We start from the raw sequence: 19430 nt of genomic DNA, 5'->3' as shown, positions 1-19430 counted from the left end.
GTTACGGCGGTCATAGCGAGGGGGAAACGCCCGGTCCCATTCCGAACCCGGAAGCTAAGCCCCTCAGCGCCGATGGTACTGCACGGGAGACCGTGTGGGAGAGTAGGACACCGCCGAACACCCATTCCAGAAAGGCCCCCACACCCGTGGGGGCCTTTCTGCGTGCCTGGGCCCGAATGGAGACAACGGTCCTGGTTCGCGTTGCCGTTCATTCCGTGCCTCGCCACGAGTCAGGGTCGACAGAGCCCTGCCCCCGCCGTGTCGTCGACATCGGCATGGGCTTCGAGTGCGCGCCGGTCGCCGTGTCTTGCCTCGGCCAACCGGTTCTGGGCGTCGGTGTGGCGCCGGCTGCGCGGCAGGAGGCGAACTGCCTCGTGCAGAGGCGAGCAGGTTCCTGGGGCCGGCCGGCTGATTCCCGGCGGCGGACTGTTCGCCGTCATTGAGATGGCGGGTACGGCGCGGCTACCGTGAAGAGCGAGCTTCGTCGCGCCGGCCGGCGACACCGGGCGTGGTCGCCGGGCGGGTCCGGGGCGAGGGGATTGCAGGTGAAGGCTGGTCTGTCGGGGGCGTGATGGCGCGCTGCGTTCGTGAGCCACAGCGGCACCTTCGGCGCGGGCTGCCGAGTTCCGACGGTGGTCCACGGGCGGTCCGCCAGGTGCCGGCAGGCGGCCCGGCCCGCCATGGGTGAGGCGAGCGACGGGCCCCGGCCGCGCGGCGGGTGGCCGCGGACGAAGGCGGCCCTGCGTCCGGTGCTCGTCGCGGGCGCGCTGCTCGTCGTCTACTTCGCGGTGCCGTTGGACCACGCATCGACGCCGGCGCTCGTCCTGCTGGTCCTTGGGCTGGTCGTGCTCCTGGGGCTCATGGTCCTCCAGGTCCGGGCGGTCACGGTGTCGCCCTATCCGCGCCTGCGGGCGATCGAGGTCGTGGCCACGGTGGTGCCGTTCTTCCTGGTTCTCTTCTCCAGTGTCTACGTAGCCCTCTCACGTTCCAACCCCTCCGCCTTTAGCGAGCCGCTGGACCGGTTTGACGCCCTCTACTTCGCGGTCACGACATTTGCGACCGTGGGCTTCGGCGACATCGTCGCGCGCACGGAGGGGGCGCGGCTGGCAGTGACCCTGCAGATGGTCGGCGGGCTGATCCTGGTGGGGCTGCTTGCGCGCGTCCTCGTCGGCGCCATGCAGCGGGGGCTGCGCCGGCTGGGCCGCGAGGACGGTTCGGAGGGCGACGACCCGGGCTGAGGGAGCGGCGCGGAGGATGGCCGCCTTCGGGGTCGTCGCTCGAAAGCGTTGTGCGAGGTCCGATTGCGACGCCCTGGCCCCGGGCGCATGCTCGGACGGAGCCGGGCGCGCGTGTGACAGGACGCCCGCCCATCCCGCGCACACTCGATAGGCCACGACATGTCCGACCCCCAGCCGTCCACGAATCACGACGTGCCCAGCACCGCTGGCACGGCGGCTCGCGTGCCGCGGGATCACGCCTTCTTCGGGCACCCGCTCGGCCTCATGACGCTGTTCAGCACCGAGCTGTGGGAGCGTTTCAGCTACTACGGCATGCGCGCGATCCTGCTGTATTACCTCACGGACGCCGTCGCCAACGGCGGTCTCGGCATCGCCCAGACCAGCGGGCTGGCCCTCGTGTCCATCTACGGCACGTCCGTGTACCTGCTGTCCGTCGTGGGCGGCTGGATGGCGGACCGCGTCATCGGGGCGCGCCGCTCGGTGCTCTACGGCGGCATCGTCATCGCCGCCGGCCACGTGCTGCTGACCATCCCCGCGGCGCCGTCGTCCTTCGCCGGCATCGCGTGCGTGGCGCTGGGAACCGGGCTGCTCAAGCCCAACGTCTCGAGCATGGTCGGCGAGCTGTACGACCGTGGCGACCCGCGCCGGGACGGCGGCTTCTCGATCTTCTACATGGGCATCAACCTCGGGTCCCTGGCGGCGCCGTTCCTCGTCGGGCTCGCCCGGGCCTGGGGCGGGTACCACGCCGGGTTCGCCGTCGCGGCGATCGGCATGGCCCTGGCCCTGGCGTTCTTCGTCGGCGGCCGCCGTCTGCTCGGCGGGGCCGGGGACACGGTGCCGAACCGGCTCCAGCCGCACGAGGGCCCCGCCGTGCTGCGCTGGGGCGTCATCGGCCTGGTCGTGATCGCGGCGCTGGTCGCCGTCGTCCACCTCGTCACGCGCGGCACGCTGCTGACGACGTTCATCGACACGATGTCGATCCTCGCCTTCGCCACCCCGGTGATCTACTTCATCGTGATGTACCGCTCCCCGCGGGTGACCGACCACGAGCGGTCCCGGGTTGTCGCGTACATTCCGCTGTTCATCGCGGCGATGCTGTTCTGGATGATCTTCGAGCAGGCCGCGACGACGATGGCCGCCTTCGCCGAGAACCGCACCCAGCTGAGCGTCTTCGGGATCACCCTGGCGCCGGAGCTGTTCCAGTCGATCAACCCCCTCCTCATCGTGATCCTCGCGCCGGCCTTCGCCGCCCTGTGGGACCGGCTGCAGGGCCGCCCGCACACGGCCGTGAAGTTCGCGCTGGGGCTGGGCCTGGCGGCGCTGTCCTTCCTGTTCCTCTCCGCCATGTCGGCCGTCTACGCCGACACCCTCGCCCCGCCGTGGGTCCTCGGCCTGACCTATCTCCTGCAGACCCTCGGCGAGCTGTGCCTGTCCCCGGTCGGCCTCGCCGCCACCACCCTGTTGGCACCCGCCGCGTTCCGCAGCCAGGCCATGGCGCTGTGGTTCCTCGCGCCCGCGGCCGGCCAGGCGATCACTGCCCAGCTCGTCCAGGTCACCGAGGGCACCTCCGACTCCGCCTACTTCGGCAGCATCGGCGTGGTCGCGCTGGTCATCGCGCTGATCCTGCTGGCCCTGTCGCCGTGGGTCACCCGGCACATCCGCGCCGGCGCCGAGACGACGTCGGAGGCGGCGCTGGAGTCCTGACCGGCCGCACGGCGTCCGCACTGCGACCCGCACACCTGTGACGTCGGTGACGCGTCCTAGACTCCCCGCATGAGCACCGACGCGCCGGCCCGGCCGGACATCAAGCCCCGCAGCCGCCAGGTCACCGACGGCATCGAAGCCACGGCCTCCCGCGGGATGCTGCGCGCCGTGGGCATGGGGGACGAGGACTTCGCCAAGCCCCAGATCGGGATCGCCAGCTCCTGGAACGAGATCACCCCTTGCAACCTCTCCCTCAACCGCCTCGCGCAGGCGGCCAAGGAGGGCGTGTTCACCGGGGGCGGCTACCCGCTGCAGTTCGGCACCATCTCGGTCTCGGACGGCATCTCGATGGGCCACGAGGGCATGCACTTCTCCCTCGTCTCGCGCGACATCATCGCCGACTCGGTCGAGACCGTCATGCAGGCAGAGCGGCTGGACGGCTCGGTGCTGCTCGCCGGCTGCGACAAGTCCCTGCCCGGGATGCTCATGGCGGCCGCCCGGCTCGACCTGGCCAGCGTCTTCATCTACGCCGGCTCGATCATGCCCGGCCACGTCAAGCTCAGCGACGGCACCGAGAAGGACGTCACGATCATCGACGCCTTCGAGGCGGTCGGCGCGTGCTCGCGCGGCCTGATGAGCCACGAGGACCTCGGCCGCATCGAGCGGGCCATCTGCCCGGGCGAGGGCGCCTGCGGCGGGTACTACACCGCCAACACCATGGCCACCGTGGCCGAGGCGATGGGCATGTCCATCCCCGGCTCGGCCACCCCGCCCTCGGCGGACCGGCGCCGCGACGCCGCCGCGCACCGCGCCGGCGAGGCCGTCGTCGAGCTGCTGCGGCAGGGCATCACCAGTCACGACATCATGACCAAGGCGGCCTTCGAGAACGCCATCGCGGTGGTCCAGGCCTTCGGCGGCTCCACCAACGCCGTGCTCCACCTGCTCGCCATCGCGCACGAGGCCGACGTCGACCTCACGCTCGAGGACTTCGCCCGCATCGGCGCGAAGGTCCCGCACCTGGCCAACCTCAAGCCCTACGGCCAGTACGTGATGAACGACGTCGACCGGGTCGGCGGCATCCAGGTCGTCATGAAGACGCTGCTGGACGAGGGCCTGCTGGACGGGGACTGCATGACCGTCACCGGCAAGACCATCGCCGAGAACCTCGAGAAGCTGCGGCCCGAGACCCCGGACGGCAAGGTGCTGCGCCCGGCGAGCGACCCCATCGCCCCCACGGGCGGGATCACCGTCCTCCACGGCTCGCTGGCGCCCGAGGGTGCCGTCGTGAAGTCGGCCGGCTTCGAGAGCAGTGTCTTCGAGGGCACCGCCCGGGTCTTCGACCGCGAGCGGGCGGCCATGGACGCGCTCGAGGACGGCACGATCACCCACGGCGACGTCGTCGTCATCCGCTACGAGGGGCCCAAGGGCGGCCCGGGCATGCGCGAGATGCTCGCGATCACCGGCGCGATCAAGGGCGCCGGGCTCGGCAAGGACGTCCTCCTGATGACCGACGGTCGCTTCTCCGGCGGCACCACCGGCCTGTGCGTCGGCCACATCGCCCCCGAGGCGGTCGACGGCGGCCCCATCGCCTTCGTCCGCGACGGCGACCGCATCCGCCTCGACGTCGCCGACGGCACGCTCGACCTGCTGGTGGACGAGGCCGAGCTCGCCGAGCGGCGCAAGGGCTGGGAGCCCGTGGCCCCGAAGTTCACCCGCGGCGTGCTGGGCAAGTACACCAAGCTGGTCAAGTCGGCCTCACGCGGCGCGATCCTCGAGTAGGCCCGCCCCTGACGCCACGGCGGCCCGCACCGGACGGTGCGGGCCGCCGTTTGCGTCCTCGCCGTGGCACGCCCCGTTCGCCCCCGGATGTGACCGCGGACACGGCGGGTGTATAAGGGTAGGCGTCGGCACCCGGCGGGCGGGCGCTCGCGCCCGCCCGCCGACCGCGGCACCGCCGCGGAGCCAGGGGGAGAGGAACGACGAAGATGTTGGACACCAAGGTCTCTGAGCACGTCACCGTGATCCGGACCGACCCGAACCGGCCGCCCGTCGCCGTCGTCGACCGCAGCCCGATGACGCCCCGGAAGAAGCTCCTCTTCGCCGCGATCGCCCTGGTTGCCGCGGTCGCCTGGGCGTTGCTCGCCCTCGTGCGCGGCGAGGCCGTCAACGCTCGGTGGTTCGTCATCGCGGCGGTGGGCACCTACATCGTCGCCTACCGGTTCTACGCCCGGCTCGTCGAGTACAAGGTGGTCCGGCCGCGGGACGACCGCGCCACCCCTGCCGAGGTCTACCACAACGGCAAGGACTACGACCCGACCGACCGGCGGGTGCTCTTCGGCCACCACTTCGCCGCCATCGCCGGTGCCGGTCCGCTCGTCGGGCCCGTCCTGGCCGCGCAGATGGGGTACCTGCCCAGCCTCATCTGGATCGTCATCGGCGCGGTGCTGGCGGGGGCGGTGCAGGACTACCTCGTCCTGACCCTGTCCACGCGCCGCCGCGGCCGGTCCCTGGGCCAGATGGTGCGCGACGAGACCGGCACCATCGGCGGGGCCGCGGGCCTGATCGGCGTGTTCGCCATCATGATCATCATCATCGCGGTGCTCGGCCTCGTCGTCGTCAACGCCCTCGCCGAGAGCCCCTGGGGCGTCTTCTCCCTCGCGATGACCATCCCGATCGCGCTGTTCATGGGCGTCTACCTCCGCTACCTCCGGCCGGGCCGGGTGGCCGAGGTCTCCGCCATCGGCGTCGCGCTGCTGCTGCTCGCCATCGTCGCCGGCGGTTGGGTCAACAACACTGCCTGGGGCCAGGAGTACCTGACCCTGAGCAAGGTCGCCCTGGCGTGGTGCCTGATCATCTACGGTTTCGCTGCCTCCGTGCTGCCGGTGTGGCTGCTGCTGGCCCCGCGCGACTACCTCTCGACCTACATGAAGGTCGGCACCATCGCGCTGCTCGCCATCGGCATCCTGTGGGTCGGCCCGCAGGTGGAGGCGCCGGCCGTGAGCCACTTCGCCCTGGCGGGGACGGGGCCGGCGTTCGCGGGCAAGCTCTTCCCGTTCCTCTTCATCACCATCGCCTGCGGCGCGCTCTCCGGGTTCCACTCGCTCATCGCCTCCGGCACGACGCCGAAAATGCTGGAGAAGGAGAGCCAGGCGAAGATCATCGGCTACGGCGGCATGCTCACCGAGTCCTTCGTCGCCGTCATGGCGCTGGTGACCGCGGTCGTCATCGACCAGCACCTCTACTTCGCCATGAACGCGCCGGCCACGGTGACCGGCGGGACGCCGGCGACGGCCGCCGCGTACGTCAACGGCCTCGGCCTCGGCGCCCCGGACACGACCCCGGCGGCGATCGCCGGCGCCGCCCAGAGCGTGGGGGAGCACTCCATCATCTCGCGCACGGGCGGGGCGCCGACCCTGGCCTTCGGCATGTCGCAGGTGTTCGCCAGCGCCCTCGGCGGGGACGCCCTCAAGGCATTCTGGTACCACTTCGCCATCATGTTCGAGGCCCTGTTCATCCTCACCACGGTCGACGCCGGCACCCGGGTGGCGCGCTTCATGCTCACCGACACCCTGGGGAACCTGGGCGGGTCGTTCCGGAAGTTCCGTGACCCGTCGTGGCGGGTGGGGGCCTGGGGCGCCTCCGCCGTCGTCGTGGCCCTGTGGGGCGCGATCCTCCTCATGGGCGTGACCGACCCGCTGGGCGGCATCAACACCCTCTTCCCGCTGTTCGGCATCTCCAACCAGCTGCTGGCGGCCATCGCGCTGACGGTCGTGTTCGTCGTCGTGATGAAGAAGAAGCTCTACCGGTGGGCGTGGATCCCCGGCGTGCCGCTGGCGTGGGACCTCATCGTGACCATGACGGCCTCGTACGAGAAGGTCTTCAGCCCCGACCCGGCGATCGGGTACTGGGCGCAGAACCGCCGGTTCGTCGAGGCCAGGGCGGCCGGGCAGACCAGTCTGGGGACCGCGGCCGATCCCGCCGCCATGGACGCGGTCATCCGCAACACCTACATCCAGACCACGCTGCAGGCGCTGTTCGCCGTGCTCGTGCTCATCGTCTTCTTCGCCGGGATGGTCATGGTCGTCCGCTCCGTGCGGGCGGGCGGGCTGCCCACCACCGAGGAGGGCGACGAGCCCTCGCACCGGTTCGCCCCGAGCGGCCTGGTGGCCACGAAGATGGAGAAGGACATCGAGCGGGAGTGGCTCGAGGTCGATCCCGAGGGTGTCTTCCACGGCGCCGAGGGCCACGCGCAGAACCGGGCCCAGGCGAACGCGGCGGAGCGGCCACGATGACCGCGCAGGCTCCCGTCCCGGGCGCGGCGCTGGCCCGCGCCGTGCGCGGCGTGCGCTGGTACGTCACCACGTTGATGGGCGACCGGGACTACGAGCGCTACGTCGCCCACCTGCGCCGGACGCACCCCGGTGCCCCGGTGCCCACCGAGAAGGAGTTCTGGCGCCAGCGGTGGGCCGAGCAGGACGCCCACCCCGGCGCGCGCTGCTGCTGAGACGAGGAGGGGCCCGATGGCCTACGAGTACAAGGTGGTCCAGCTCCGCGAGGGGCTCATCGGCGCGAAGATCTCCGGCGACAAGCTCCAGAAGCTGCTCAACGAGCACGCGCGCAAGGGCTGGCAGCTCAAGGCCATCACCTCCGTGGACGTCAAGGGCCGGGTGGGCCCCGGCGGCGTCGAGGGCCTGCTCGTGACCCTCGAGCGCGCGACCGGCTGAGACCGCTCTCGCCGCACGCCGCTCGCCGCCCGGCGCCCGCCGCCCGCGGCTCGGTCTCCGTGCACATTGCTCCTCGACCCGGTCGCGCTCCGGTGCCACCCTGGGACGATGGCGACGGTGCTGACGGCGGCGGAGGTGCAGGGCCGCGAGGGCCTGGGGGACTGGCGCGTCGTCGCGGGCCGGCTCCACGCCACCTTCCGCACCGGCACCCTCGCCCGCGGCATCGAGCTGGTCCGCCGGGTCGGCGAGATCGCCGACGAGCTGGACCACCACCCCGACCTCGACGTGCGCTACTTCCGGGTGCACGTGCGCAGCGTCACCCACGACGCCGGCGGGCTGACCGAGCGGGACGTGCGCCTGGCCCGGCGCGTCTCCGCCGTCGCCGCCGAGCTCGGGCTGACGGCGGAGCCCGGCCGGACCCAGCAGGTCGAGGTGACCGTGGGCGTCGGGGAGCCCCCGGCCGCGCGGCGGTTCTGGGCCGCCGTGCTCGGCTACCGGCCGCCGACGGTGCCCGGCGCCGGCGCCGGCGCCGACGCCCCGACGGCGGTCGTGCTCGCCGACCCGGCCGGACGGGGCCCCACCCTCCGGCTGCACCAGGTGGGCCGGCCGGCCGCGGCGGCCGGAGGCGGCCGCGCCGGCGTCGACGACGCCGGCGCCACGGGCAGGGACGATGACGCCGAGGTCGCCGTCGGCGGGGTGCTCCTCGACGTCCACGTGCCCCACGACCTCGCCCCGACCCGCCTGCGCGCCGCGCTGGAGGCCGGCGGGCGGCTCGTCGACGACGCGGACGCCCCCGCCCGGTGGGTGGTCGAGGACCCGGACGGCACCCGGGTGCGCCTGTGCACGTGGCAACCGCCGCCGTCCACGAGATGAACCCGTGATCCACGATGTGAGACGGACTGTGTGGAGCGTGACGTCGGGCGCCCGGATCGCTATCGTGGGCGTCATGCAGTTCCGGGTAGACGTACTTCGGCGGCGCGCAGCCGCTCGGTGAGCCGAGCCTGTCGCGCACCCCTCGAGCACCCCGCCCCGGCGGACCGAGGGGTTTTTTCATGCCAGCACGTCGACCAGTCCGCACCACGTAGGAGGCACACCATGGCCAAGGCACCGCATCCGGCGCCGCCGCGCCCCGCCGGTCAGGCACCGGCCGCTCCCGTCCGCATGGCGCCGACGGCCGCGCCGACGGCCGCCCCGTCGGTGGCCCAGGTCTCCGAGCCGTCCACCGGCGCCCGGAACATCGTGCGCGCCCTCGAGGAGGTGGGCGTCGACACGATCTTCGGCATGCCGGGCGGGGCGATCCTGCCCACCTACGACCCGCTGTACGACTCGACCAAGGTGCGCCACATCCTCGTGCGCCACGAGCAGGGCGCCGGGCACGCCGCCACCGGGTACGCGGCCGCCACCGGCAAGGTCGGGGTCTGCATGGCGACCTCCGGGCCCGGGGCGACCAACCTCATCACCGCCCTGGCCGACGCCCACATGGACTCCGTGCCCGTCGTCGCCATCACCGGGCAGGTCGGGGCCTCGATGATCGGCACCGACGCCTTCCAGGAGGCCGACATCGTCGGCGCCACCATGCCGGTGACCAAGCACTCCTTCCTGGTCACCGACGCCGAGGAGATCCCGGCCCGCATCGCCGAGGCGTTCTACATCGCCTCCACCGGCCGGCCGGGCCCGGTGCTGGTCGACATCGCCAAGTCGGCCCAGCAGGCCGGCGCCACCTTCACCTGGCCGCCGCAGATGGACCTGCCCGGCTACCACCCGGTGACCAAGCCGCACGCGCGCCAGGTCCGCGAGGCCGCCCGGCTGCTGGCCACCGCCCGGCGCCCGGTGCTCTACGTCGGCGGCGGCTCGATCCGCGCCAACGCCGGTCCCGAGCTCCGGCAGCTGGTCGACCTCTCCGGGGCGGCCGTCGTCACCACCCTGATGGCCCGCGGCGCCGTGCCCGACTCCCACCCGCAGAACCTGGGGATGCCGGGCATGCACGGCACCGTCGCCGCCGTCGCCGCCCTGCAGCAGGCCGACCTCATCGTCGCCCTGGGCGCCCGCTTCGACGACCGCGTCACCGGCAAGCTCGACAGCTTCGCCCCCAGGGCGACCATCGTGCACGCCGACATCGACCCGGCCGAGATCTCCAAGAACCGCTACGCCGACGTGCCGATCGTCGGCGACCTCAAGGAGGTCGTCGCCGACCTCGTCGTCGAGGTCAAGGCCGCCCACGCCCATCATGGCCGGCCGGACCTCGAGGCCTGGTGGAAGCAGCTCGACGACCTGCGGACCACCTACCCGCTCGGCTGGGCGCCGACGGAGGACGGGCTCATGGCCCCCCAGCACGTCATCTCCCGGCTGGGGGAGATCGCCGGGCCCGAGGCGGTGTACGTCTCCGGCGTCGGCCAGCACCAGATGTGGGCCGCGCAGTTCATCCGCTACGAGCACCCGCGCACGTGGCTGAACTCCGGCGGCCTGGGCACGATGGGCTACGCCGTCCCGGCCGCCATGGGCGCGAAGGTCGGCCGCCCCGAAGCCACCGTGTGGGCCATCGACGGCGACGGCTGCTTCCAGATGACCAACCAGGAGCTGGCCACCTGCGCCCTGGAGGGCATCCCGATCAAGGTCGCGCTGATCAACAACTCCTCGCTCGGCATGGTCCGCCAGTGGCAGACCCTGTTCTACGAGGGCCGGTACTCCCACACCGACCTGCACACCGGGCACGAGACCCGCCACATCCCCGACTTCGTCAAGCTCGCCGAGGCCTACGGCTGCGTCGGGATCCGCTGCACCTCCACGGCGGACGTGGACGCGACCATCAAGCGCGCCATGGAGATCGACGACCAGCCCGTCGTCGTCGACTTCGTGGTCAGCCGCGACGCCATGGTCTGGCCCATGGTCGCCGCCGGCGTGAGCAACGACGACATCCAGTACGCCCGCGGCATCACGCCCGCGTGGGACCGCGACGAGTGAGCAGGAGCAGCAGATGAGCTTCAGCGACAGGCACACCCTGTCGGTGCTGGTGGAGAACAAGCCGGGCGTGCTCACGCGCGTCGCGGCCCTCTTCGCCCGCCGCGCCTTCAACATCCACTCCCTCGCGGTGGGGCCGACCGAGCACCCGGAGATCTCCCGGATCACCGTGGTCGTCGACGCCGCGGACCTGCCCCTCGAGCAGGTGACCAAGCAGCTCAACAAGCTGGTCAACGTGCTCAAGATCGTCGAGCTCGAGCCGGACAGCTCGGTCCAGCGCGAGCTGCTGCTCGTCAAGGTCCGCGCCGACGACGCCTCCCGCACCGCCGTGCTGCAGGTCGTCGAGCTCTTCCGGGCGCACGTCGTCGACGTCGCCCCGGACGCGGTGACGATCGAGGCCACCGGCTCGGAGGGCAAGGTCAAGGCCCTGCTCGCCGCGCTGGAGCCGCACGGCATCCGGGAGATCGTCCAGTCCGGCGCCGTGGCCATCGCCCGCGGCTCCCGCTCGATGACCGACCGGGCGGCCGAGCGCGTCGTGCGCCCGGCCTGACACCCTCCCACCGCCAGGGGCCGGACGGGCACGCCGTGCACCGTGCCGGACCTGGCACGCTTGACCCACCCACCCAAGTTCGAAGGAGTACCACCGTGGCAGAGCTGTTCTACGACGACGACGCCGACCTGTCGCTCATCCAGTCCAAGAAGGTCGCCATCATCGGCTACGGCAGCCAGGGGCACGCGCACGCGCTGAACCTGCGTGACTCCGGCGTCGAGGTCGTCGTCGGCCTGCGCGAGGGGTCCGCCTCCCGCGCCAAGGCGGAGGAGCAGGGCCTGGCGGTCGCCACCGTGGCCGACGCGGTCAAGCAGGCCGACGTCGTCATGATCCTCGCCCCCGACCAGGCGCAGCGGAAGCTGTACGCCGACGACATCGAGCCCAACCTCAAGGCCGACGCCGCGCTGTTCTTCGCGCACGGCTTCAACATCCGCTTCGGCTACATCAAGCCGGGCGCCGGGCACGACATCGCCATGGTCGCGCCCAAGGGCCCGGGCCACACGGTGCGCCGCGAGTACGAGGCCGGCCGCGGCGTGCCCGTGATCGTCGCGGTCGAGCAGGACGCCTCCGGGCAGGCCTGGGACCTCGCGCTGAGCTACGCCAAGGCGATCGGCGGGCTGCGCGCCGCCGGCATCAAGACCACCTTCACCGAGGAGACCGAGACCGACCTGTTCGGCGAGCAGGCCGTGCTCTGCGGCGGCGTCTCCCAGCTCATCCAGTACGGCTTCGAGACCCTCACCGAGGCGGGCTACCAGCCCGAGGTCGCCTACTTCGAGGTGCTGCACGAGCTGAAGCTCATCGTCGACCTCATGTGGGAGGGCGGCATCTCCAAGCAGCGCTGGTCGATCTCCGACACCGCCGAGTACGGCGACTACGTCTCCGGCCCGCGGGTGATCGACCCGCACGTGAAGGAGAACATGAAGGCCGTCCTCGCCGACGTCCAGTCCGGCGCCTTCGCCGACCGCTTCATCAAGGACCAGGACGCCGGGGCCCCCGAGTTCAAGGAGCTGCGCGCCAAGGGCGAGCAGCACCCGATCGAGCCCGTCGGCCGCGAGCTGCGCAAGCTCTTCGCCTGGACCGACACCCGCGACGCCGACTACGTCGAGGGCAGCGCCGGCCGCTGAGCCACCCCGCTTCCCGGGCGGTGCCGCCGCGGCCGCGCGCCGCGGCGGCACCGCCTTGCCGTACCGGCACCGGCACCGCTGCCGGGTCACATGATGAGATAGCGGTCCCGAAACGTGGACCGGAGAGGTAGGGTGATGAGCCATGACGCGCACGATCAAGCTCGCAGTGGTGGCCGGCGACGGCATCGGTCCCGAGGTGGTGGCCGAGGGGCTGAAGGTTCTCGACGTCGCCCTGGCCGGCTCCGACGTGCGCGTGGAGCGCACCCCCTTCGACCTCGGCGCCGCCCGCTGGCACCGCACCGGCGAGACGCTCACCGACGAGGACCTCGCCGCGATCCGCGAGCACGACGCCATCCTGCTCGGCGCCATCGGCGACCCGACCGTCCCCTCCGGCGTCCTCGAGCGCGGGCTGCTCCTCAAGCTGCGCTTCGCCCTGGACCACTACGTGAACCTGCGCCCCTCGACGCTCTACCCCGGCGTCCCCACGCCGCTGGCCGACCCCGGGGACGTCGACTTCGTCGTCGTGCGCGAGGGCACGGAGGGCCCCTACGTCGGCAACGGCGGCGCTATCCGGGTGGGCACCCCGCACGAGGTGGCCAACGAGGTCTCCGTGAACACCGCCTTCGGCGTCGAGCGCGTGGTGCGCGACGCCTTCGCCCGCGCCCAGGCCCGCCCGCGCAAGAAGCTCACCCTCGTGCACAAGCACAACGTGCTCGTCCACGCCGGGCACCTGTGGCGGCGCACCGTCGAGGCCGTCGGCGCGGAGTTCCCCGACGTCGCCGTCGACTACCTGCACGTCGACGCCGCCACGATCTTCCTCGTCACGAACCCCGCCCGGTTCGACGTCATCGTCACCGACAATCTCTTCGGCGACATCCTCACCGACCTCGCCGCGGCGATCAGCGGCGGCATCGGCCTGGCCGCCTCGGGCAACATCAACCCCGACCGCACCACGCCCTCGATGTTCGAGCCGGTGCACGGCTCCGCCCCCGACATCGCCGGGCAGGGCAAGGCCGACCCGACCGCGACCGTGCTCTCGGTCGCCCTCATGCTCGAGCACCTCGGGCTGACGGACGAGGCGCGCCGCATCAGCGACGCCGTGGCCGCCGACATCGCGGAGCGGGACGGCACCGCGCGCTCGACCAGCGCCGTCGGCGACGCCCTGGCCGCGGGCGTGGCGGACCGAGTACCGGCCTGACCGGCCCGTCCCTCCGTCCCCGTCCCTGACGGCCACCGACCACGCCCGCCGGCCCTGACGCCGGCGGGCGTTGGCGATACCGTCGTCCCAGCACCCGCACCCCTCGAGAAGGTCTTCATGAGCACCCCGTCGCCTGTCACCACGCTGACCGGGCTCACCGCCGCCGAGCTGCCCGGCGCCCCCGAGCTCGCCCCCCGCTTCCCGCTCACCCCCAACCCGGCGCCCGCCTCGGCCGCCGACCTCGATGCCGTCATGGGCCACCTGGCCTTCGGCGTCGCCCACACCGACCACATGGCGCGTGCGCGCTGGACCCCGGAGGGCGGCTGGCACGACCGGCGCACCGAGGCGTACGGGACGCTCACGCTGTCCCCGGCCGCCGCCGTCCTGCACTACGGCCAGGAGATCTTCGAGGGGCTCAAGGCCTACCGCCACGCCGACGGCTCCGTGTGGACCTTCCGGCCCGGCTTCAACGCCGCCCGGTTCAACGCCTCCGGCCGGCGCCTGGCCATGCCCGAGCTGCCCGAGGAGGACTTCGTCGCCTCCCTCGCCGCCCTCGTCGCCGCCGACGACCGGTGGGTGCCCGGCGTGGAGGGCTCGAGCCTGTACCTGCGGCCCTTCATGTTCGCCAGCGAGGCGTTCCTCGGCGTGCGCTCGGCGCACGAGTTCGAGTACCTCGTCATCGCCTCGCCGGTGGGCCCGTACTTCGTCAACGGCTTCGAGCCGGTGGCGATCTGGGTGGCGCAGGACTACCACCGCGTCGGCCCCGGCGGCATGGGCGCGGCCAAGACCGGCGGCAACTACGCCGCCTCGCTGCTGCCCCAGCACGAGGCCTACGACAAGGGCTTCGAGCAGGTCTGCTTCCTCGACGCGGTCACCGGCACCCACCTCGAGGAGCTCGGCGGCATGAACGTGTTCGTCGTGGACGCCGACGGGACCGTTCGCACCCCGGCGCTGTCGGGCACCATCCTCGAGGGCGGCACCCGTGCCGCGATCCTCCAGCTGCTGCGCGACCAGGGCCGGGCGGTCCGCGAGGAGGACATCGACCTGGCCGGCCTGCTCGAGCAGCTCCGCTCGGGCAAGGTCGCCGAGGTGTTCGCCTGCGGCACCGCCGCGGTCATCACCCCGATCGGCCGCCTGGCGGGGGAGGGGTTCGACGTCACCGTCGCCGACGGCCGGCCGGGGGCGACGACCACCGAGCTGTACACCGCGCTGACCGACATCCACTACGGGCGCCGTGAGGACCCGCACGACTGGATGTACCGCCTGGTCTGAGCTCGTGCGGCGCACGGGTTGCGGCCGGGCGGCCGCTCCGGGACCACCGGGCAGGAGCGGCCGCTCGTGCCGGACGTCATGCGCGAGCGGGCGGAACGGGGGCCGAGCACGGCCGCGCCGGAGTGCATCGGGCGCCACACAAGGGGGCGCCTGCCCACATGCTGACCGCGGTGGTCCCCATCCCGCGTGGCATGTGGCACACTGACCGCGTGACGCAGCCCCAGCTGATTATCGGCTAGCGCGTCGGGCCCACCCGCCCGGCGCGCAGACCTCCCGTACCTCGGGGGGTCTTTTTGTTGCTGGGGCCACCACTCCCGGCGACGCAGCCGCCGGGACGGCCCCGGCGGCGACCGATACCGGCACCACCCCCGCCGGACGCTGGGCGCCGTCGCAGGATCACCGCCGGCCGTCCGTCCATGGCCTCTCGCAAGGAGCACCCGCATGTCGAGCACCGTCGCCCCCTCCGGCCTCGCCCACCCCGCGCCTCACGCTGGGCAGGAGCCCGCCGCCGACGTCGTCCAGGTCTACGACACGACCCTGCGCGACGGCGCCCAGCAGGAGGGGATGAACCTGTCCGTGGCGGACAAGCTCGCCATCGCTGCCCTGCTGGACGAGCTGGGCGTGGGCTACATCGAGGGCGGCTGGCCCGGCGCAATCCCCAAGGACACCGAGTTCTTCGCGCGCGCCGCCAAGGAGCTGGACCTGCGCCACGCCCGGCTCGCCGCGTTCGGTTCCACCTGCAAGCCCGGCGCCGACCCCGCCGAGGACGCCCAGGTGTGCGCCCTGGTCGACTCGGAGGCGCCCGTGGTCACCCTGGTGGCCAAGAGCGACATCCGGCACGTCGAGCGCGCGCTGCGCACGACGGCGGAGGAGAACCTCCGCATGATCGGCGACACCGTCCGTCATCTCGTGGGGCTGGGGCGGGAGGTCATCGTCGACGTCGAGCACTTCTTCGACGGGTACCGCTTCGACCCCGACTACGCCCTGCGGTGCGTGCGGGCCGCCTTCGACGCCGGCGCGGCGACAGTGGTCCTGTGCGACACCAACGGCGGCATGCTGCCCGACTGGGTCGCCGCCGTCGTCGGCGAGGTGCGTGCGGCGACCACCGGCCGGCTGGGCATGCACGCCCACAACGACTCCGGCTGCGCCGTCGCCAACACCCTCGCCGCCGTGGGCGCCGGGGTGCGCCACGTCCAGGGCACCGTCAACGGCTACGGCGAGCGCACCGGCAACGCCGACCTCGTCACCTGCGTGGCCAACCTCGAGCTCAAGCTCGACCGGGAGGTGCTCGGCGACGCCGGGCTGCAGGAGGCGAGCCGCATCTCCCACGCCATCTCCGAGATCACCAACATCAGCCCGTACGGGCGCCAGCCCTACGTGGGCGCCTCCGCCTTCGCCCACAAGGCCGGCCTGCACGCCAGCGCCATCCGGGTGGACCCGGACCTGTACCAGCACATCGACCCCGTCGCGGTCGGCAACGACATGCGCATGCTCGTCTCGGAGATGGCCGGCCGCGCCTCCGTCGAGCTCAAGGGCCGCGAGCTCGGCTTCGACCTGACCGGCCAGGGCGAGCTGCTCGGCCGGGTCACCCAGCGCGTCAAGGACGCCGAGGCCGCCGGGTACACCTACGACGCCGCCGACGCCTCCTTCGAGCTGCTCCTGCGCGCCGAGATCGACGGGCGGGGCCCGCGGTTCTTCGAGGTGGAGAGCTGGCGCACGTTCGTCGAGCACCGCCCCGGCGGGGCCAACCCCACCGACGCCGAGGCGAGCGTGAAGCTGCGCACCGGCCGCGGCCGGGTCATCGCCACCGGCGAGGGCAACGGCCCGGTCAACGCCCTCGACGACGCGCTGCGCCGCGCCCTCGTGGGCACCTACCCCGAGATCGAGGAGTTCGCCCTCACCGACTACAAGGTCCGGATCCTCGACTCCCAGCAGGGCACCGACGCCATCATCCGCGTGCTCATCGAGACCTCCGACACCGTGCGCAGCTGGTCCACCGTGGGCGTGGGGCCGAACATCATCGAGGCGAGCTGGGAGGCGCTCACCGACGCGATGGTGTGGGGCCTGTTGCACAACGGCGTCGAGCCGCGCTGAGGCCGACGCCGGGAGAGGTCAGGCGGTCGGGACGGCCGCCGGCTCCTGCGCGGCGGCAGCCGGTGCGGCCGGCTCCTGCGCGGCGGCCGCCGGCGCGGCCGGCTCGTCCCAGTCCTCGGCCGGCGCCTGGTACTGCGTGCTCACCCGCGCCTTGGGGCCGAGCCACATGTCGATCGCGCCGGGCTCCTCGGGGTCGAACCACCGCGGCGTCCACGCGGCGTCGTCCTCGATGCGCCGCACGCCGTAGGAGTACTCGTAGGTCAGCCCCTCCGGGCCCTTGAAGTACAGGAAGACGGCGGTGGACTGCGGGTGGCGCCCGGGCCCCTGCTCGATCTCGACGCCGTGCTCCTCGAGGAAGTGCCACGAGCGCATGACGTCGTCGATGGACTCGACCTGGAAGTTGATGTGGCACAGGCCGGGCCGGTCGCCCCGGAAGACGGCGAGCTTGTGGTGCACCGGGTCGATGCGCAGGAGGCAGGCCCCGCCGGTGACCCAGTCGGACACCCGGGCGTTGAAGTGCGTGGTCCAGAACCGGCCCGCCTCCTCCACGTCCGGGGCGTCGAAGCAGATGTGGCCGAACTCGGTGATCCCGGCCGTCCGGTTGAACTTCACCGGGGTGGGCAGGGTGACCTGCCCGACGACGAGGTCGACCCGGTTGCCGAAGGGGTCCTCGAAGGTGAGGTAGTCGCGCACGTGGCGCGAGGCCGCCCCCTCGGGCGTGCCGCGCCGCACCCGCAGCCCGATCTGCTCGAGCTCGGTCTCGGCGGCGGCGAGGGCGTCGAGGTCGCGCACGGCGAAGCCGGAGCTGAGCACCCCGGACCGGCCCTCGATGAATGCCAGGCAGTGATGCCGCTGGTCGGCGCGGAGGTAGGCGACGCCGTCCTCCTCCTTGACCAGCTCCATGCCGACGATGTCGGTCGCGAAGCTCACGGCCGTGCGCAGGTCGGCGGCGCCGGAACGGACGTAGGCGATGTCGGTCAGCTCGATCATGATTCCTCCTCGTTGAGGTAGTTCCAGATCCGGTGGAGAAGCTCGGGGGCGACGGTGCGCCAGGCCGCCTGCTCGTCGTCGTCGAGCGGGCGCGGGGTGCCGCTGGCGGCGGCGGTGGCGGTGAGGCGGGCGGACTGCTCGAGGACCCACATGAGGGCGACCGCCTCAGCGACGTCGCCCCCGACGGTCACGGCGCCGTTGCCGCGCATGACGACGGCGGGCGCGGCGCCCAGGGTCTCGGCGAGCCGGACGGCGGCGTCCGGCTCGCGCACGAGCCGGGGGTCGTCGTGCACCGGGACCACGGGGCCCAGGAACGCGCCCTGGCCGTGCAGGGGGCGGACCGGCACGCCCGCGGCGGCCAGCGCGGTGGCGGTGGGCGGCTGCGCCCGGCACACCGCGCCGACGTCGGGCCGGACGTGGGCGATGGCCCGGTGGATCCACGCCTCTCGCGGGACGCCGTCGCCGAGGTCGGGCGCGGCGAGGTCGAGCACCTGCACCGCCTCGGGCGTGAGCCGGCCCAGCGGCAGCGGCGCGGTGATGGCCCAGGTGGTGCCGTCCATGCGGGTGGAGACGTGGCCGAAAGCGGTGACCAGGCCGTGGCGCGCCAGCGCGTGCCCGGCCTGGGCCAGGAGGCGCCCGGCCGCTTCGGCGACCGGGGGCATGGCGTGCCCCGGCGGGCCCGGGGCCGCCGGGGCACGCCCAGGCGCGGGCAGGGGCCGTCCGGCCGTCGCCGGCACCACCGGGACGTCGTCCACCGGGCCTCCTCGTCGTCGAGCTGGGGCGTGTCGGGTAGGTTCTACCACGGATATACCAACATAGGAATACTCCACTTCTGGAGGGTTCGCTTATCCTGAGGGGGTGTCGTTGCGCTACGCCCTGCTCCAGGTGCTCCAGGCCAGCCCGATGAACGGCTACCGGCTGGCCCGGTTCTTCGCGGGCGCGCAGAGCTGGGTCTGGTCGGCCCCCCAGAGCCAGGTCTACGGCGCCCTGGGGAAGCTACGGGAGGCCGGGCTGGTCGCCGGCACCCCGCGCCCCGGCGAGAACGGCCTGAGCACCGCCGACTACGCGCTGACCCCGGCGGGGGAGGCGGACCTGCTGGCCTGGCTCTCGACGGCGCACCCCGAGCCGCCCGTCCGCGACGCCGTGGCGCTGCAGGCGCTCGGGTTCGACACCGTCCCGACCGGGCGGGCCGTCGCCGTCCTGCGGGCGCACATCGCCGAGCAGGAGGCCCGGCTCGCCGAGTGGACCGAGCACCGCGCCGCGCTGCTGCGCCGCGACACCCCGCTGCTGCGCGAGCGCCTCAAGGGGCAGCCGCCCGCCGCGCACCGGCGCATCGCCGAGGTCAAGGCCATGGTGTTCGAGCGCGAGATCGACCTCGCCCGGGCGCAGATCTCCTGGGCCCACCGGATGATCGCGCTGCTGGAGGGCCTCGAGCCCGCGCCCGCCGGCGCCCCGGGAGACGCGGGGGCGGCGGTGGCGTCGACGGCACCGCCGGAACGGTTGGCGTGACGCCGCGGGCGGCGGTGCGGGCGGCGCGGGAGCGCCCGGCGAGCAGCTCTGGCCAACCGCCCGTAATCA

16 protein-coding genes and 1 rRNA gene are annotated in these 19430 nt (G+C 72.9%); 15 read left to right on the top strand and 2 right to left on the bottom strand.

Translation table 11 applies throughout. The features are described from left to right. The first annotated feature begins 2 nt into the window (after positions 1-2). The 14 genes from rrf to cimA all read left to right on the top strand — a co-directional run bounded on the left by rrf (position 3) and on the right by cimA (position 16862). A 5S ribosomal RNA gene (gene rrf, locus GD880_RS18085) occupies positions 3-119 on the top strand. A 561-nt stretch (positions 120-680) separates the two neighbouring features. Beyond that, the gene (locus GD880_RS18080; protein ID WP_152233006.1) at positions 681-1238 is read left to right on the top strand and encodes a potassium channel family protein; all 558 of its coding nucleotides are present in this window, start codon (positions 681-683) and stop codon (positions 1236-1238) included. A 159-nt stretch (positions 1239-1397) separates the two neighbouring features. Continuing rightward, positions 1398-2942 carry a peptide MFS transporter gene (locus GD880_RS18075; RefSeq protein ID WP_152233005.1) on the top strand — a complete coding sequence of 515 codons (1545 nt, stop codon included), beginning with the start codon at positions 1398-1400 and terminating at the stop codon, positions 2940-2942. A 69-nt stretch (positions 2943-3011) separates the two neighbouring features. Then, positions 3012-4721: a dihydroxy-acid dehydratase gene (gene ilvD, locus GD880_RS18070; protein WP_152233004.1), complete on the top strand. Its 1710-nt coding sequence runs from the start codon at positions 3012-3014 to the stop codon at positions 4719-4721. A 206-nt stretch (positions 4722-4927) separates the two neighbouring features. Then, on the top strand, positions 4928-7234 hold the full coding sequence (locus GD880_RS18065) for a carbon starvation CstA family protein (RefSeq protein ID WP_152233003.1): 2307 nt from the start codon (positions 4928-4930) through the stop codon (positions 7232-7234). Next, a complete protein-coding gene (locus GD880_RS18060; RefSeq protein ID WP_152233002.1) occupies positions 7231-7446 on the top strand; it encodes a YbdD/YjiX family protein in 216 nt (71 codons plus the stop codon). Before GD880_RS18065 ends, GD880_RS18060 begins: the two co-directional genes overlap by 4 nt. Before the next feature lie 16 nt (positions 7447-7462). After that, positions 7463-7666 (top strand): DUF4177 domain-containing protein, encoded by a 204-nt coding sequence (locus GD880_RS18055; RefSeq protein WP_152233001.1) that lies wholly within the window; start codon positions 7463-7465, stop codon positions 7664-7666. A 108-nt stretch (positions 7667-7774) separates the two neighbouring features. Next, positions 7775-8539, top strand: a complete 765-nt coding sequence (locus tag GD880_RS18050; protein WP_152233000.1) for a 4a-hydroxytetrahydrobiopterin dehydratase — start codon at positions 7775-7777, stop codon at positions 8537-8539. A 222-nt stretch (positions 8540-8761) separates the two neighbouring features. Next, entirely contained in the window at positions 8762-10627 is a 1866-nt protein-coding gene (locus GD880_RS18045) for an acetolactate synthase large subunit (RefSeq protein ID WP_152232999.1), read from the top strand. A gap of 13 nt (positions 10628-10640) precedes the next feature. Further along, on the top strand, positions 10641-11174 hold the full coding sequence (ilvN, locus tag GD880_RS18040) for an acetolactate synthase small subunit (RefSeq protein WP_152232998.1): 534 nt from the start codon (positions 10641-10643) through the stop codon (positions 11172-11174). 95 nt (positions 11175-11269) lie between these two features. Beyond that, on the top strand, positions 11270-12298 hold the full coding sequence (gene ilvC, locus GD880_RS18035; RefSeq protein WP_152232997.1) for a ketol-acid reductoisomerase: 1029 nt from the start codon (positions 11270-11272) through the stop codon (positions 12296-12298). Between the two features lie 142 nt (positions 12299-12440). Next, positions 12441-13496 carry a 3-isopropylmalate dehydrogenase gene (locus GD880_RS18030; protein WP_152232996.1) on the top strand — a complete coding sequence of 352 codons (1056 nt, stop codon included), beginning with the start codon at positions 12441-12443 and terminating at the stop codon, positions 13494-13496. 117 nt (positions 13497-13613) lie between these two features. Further along, a complete protein-coding gene (locus tag GD880_RS18025; protein WP_152232995.1) occupies positions 13614-14768 on the top strand; it encodes a branched-chain amino acid aminotransferase in 1155 nt (384 codons plus the stop codon). Positions 14769-15332: 564 nt separating this feature from the next. Then, positions 15333-16862: a citramalate synthase gene (gene cimA / locus GD880_RS18020; protein ID WP_405002763.1), complete on the top strand. Its 1530-nt coding sequence runs from the start codon at positions 15333-15335 to the stop codon at positions 16860-16862. A gap of 18 nt (positions 16863-16880) precedes the next feature. Here cimA and GD880_RS18015 read toward each other — a convergent pair whose 3' ends face one another. Together GD880_RS18015 and GD880_RS18010 are read right to left on the bottom strand one after the other, a co-directional pair. Continuing rightward, positions 16881-17852 carry a VOC family protein gene (locus tag GD880_RS18015; RefSeq protein ID WP_152232993.1) on the bottom strand — a complete coding sequence of 324 codons (972 nt, stop codon included), beginning with the start codon at positions 17850-17852 and terminating at the stop codon, positions 16881-16883. After that, entirely contained in the window at positions 17849-18607 is a 759-nt protein-coding gene (locus tag GD880_RS18010) for a class II aldolase/adducin family protein (protein ID WP_226909795.1), read from the bottom strand. The genes GD880_RS18015 and GD880_RS18010 overlap by 4 nt, the downstream gene beginning before the upstream one ends. A 103-nt stretch (positions 18608-18710) precedes the next feature. Here GD880_RS18010 and GD880_RS18005 point away from each other — a divergent pair, with 103 nt between their 5' ends. Beyond that, positions 18711-19361 carry a helix-turn-helix transcriptional regulator gene (locus GD880_RS18005; protein ID WP_226909794.1) on the top strand — a complete coding sequence of 217 codons (651 nt, stop codon included), beginning with the start codon at positions 18711-18713 and terminating at the stop codon, positions 19359-19361. Positions 19362-19430: the final 69 nt, after the last annotated feature.

The sequence above is a fragment of the Georgenia ruanii genome, from assembly GCF_009193175.1.
In the GTDB taxonomy this organism is placed as follows: domain Bacteria; phylum Actinomycetota; class Actinomycetes; order Actinomycetales; family Actinomycetaceae; genus Georgenia; species Georgenia ruanii.
This window is presented reverse-complemented; position numbering and strand designations above follow the sequence as displayed.